General features: G+C 51.1%; 1 rRNA gene. It reads left to right on the top strand.

Annotated elements, in window-relative coordinates:
* Positions 1-1,378, top strand: a 23S ribosomal RNA gene (locus tag DTS01S_RS29160); the annotation flags it as partial.

The raw sequence follows: 1,378 nt of genomic DNA, 5'->3' as shown, positions 1-1,378 counted from the left end.
AGTGAAATAGATCCTGAAACCGCATGCTTACAAAAAGTAGGAGCCCGCAAGGGTGACTGCGTACCTTTTGTATAATGGGTCAGCGACTTACATTCAGTGGCAAGGTTAACCGAATAGGGGAGCCGTAGAGAAATCGAGTCCGAATAGGGCGTCCAGTCGCTGGGTGTAGACCCGAAACCAAGTGATCTATCCATGGCCAGGATGAAGGTGCCGTAACAGGTACTGGAGGTCCGAACCGACTAGTGTTGCAAAACTAGCGGATGAGCTGTGGATAGGGGTGAAAGGCTAAACAAACTTGGAAATAGCTGGTTCTCTCCGAAAACTATTTAGGTAGTGCCTCAAGTATTACCTGCGGGGGTAGAGCACTGTTTAGGCTAGGGGGTCATGGCGACTTACCAAACCTATGCAAACTCCGAATACCGCAGAGTACAGCTTGGGAGACAGAGCACCGGGTGCTAACGTCCGGACTCAAGAGGGAAACAACCCAGACCGCCAGCTAAGGTCCCTAAAATTGGCTAAGTGGGAAACGAAGTGGGAAGGCTAAAACAGTCAGGATGTTGGCTTAGAAGCAGCCATCATTTAAAGAAAGCGTAATAGCTCACTGATCGAGTCGTCCTGCGCGGAAGATGTAACGGGGCTAAGCCAGTTACCGAAGCTGCGGATTTGCAATTTATTGCAAGTGGTAGGAGAGCGTTCTGTAAGCCTGTGAAGGTGCCTGGTAACGGGTGCTGGAGGTATCAGAAGTGCGAATGCTGACATGAGTAGCGTTAAAGGGGGTGAAAAGCCCCCTCGCCGTAAGCGCAAGGTTTCCTACGCAACGTTCATCGGCGTAGGGTGAGTCGGCCCCTAAGGCGAGGCAGAGATGCGTAGCTGATGGGAAACAGGTCAATATTCCTGTACCGATGTGTAGTGCGATGTGGGGACGGAGAAGGTTAGCTCAGCCAACTGTTGGATATGTTGGTTCAAGCCTGTAGTCGTGCCTGGTAGGCAAATCCGCCGGGCTTAGATGAGGGGTGATAACGAGTCTGCTTGCAGACGAAGTGAGTGATACCCTGCTTCCAGGAAAAGCCACTAAGCTTCAGCTACACACGACCGTACCGCAAACCGACACTGGTGCGCGAGATGAGTATTCTAAGGCGCTTGAGAGAACTCTGGAGAAGGAACTCGGCAAATTGATACCGTAACTTCGGGAGAAGGTATGCCGCAAGTAGGTGAACTTGTACAAAGGGAGCCCAAAGCGGTTGCAAAAAATCGGTGGCTGCGACTGTTTAATAAAAACACAGCACTCTGCAAACACGAAAGTGGACGTATAGGGTGTGACGCCTGCCCGGTGCTGGAAGATTAAATGATGGGGTGCAAGCTCTTGATTGAAGTCCCA

It is taken from the genome of Delftia tsuruhatensis NBRC 16741, assembly GCF_001571325.1.
GTDB lineage: Bacteria > Pseudomonadota > Gammaproteobacteria > Burkholderiales > Burkholderiaceae_C > Comamonas > Comamonas tsuruhatensis.
Note: the sequence above shows the minus strand (reverse complement) of the source record. Positions and strands in the feature narration are given on the sequence as shown.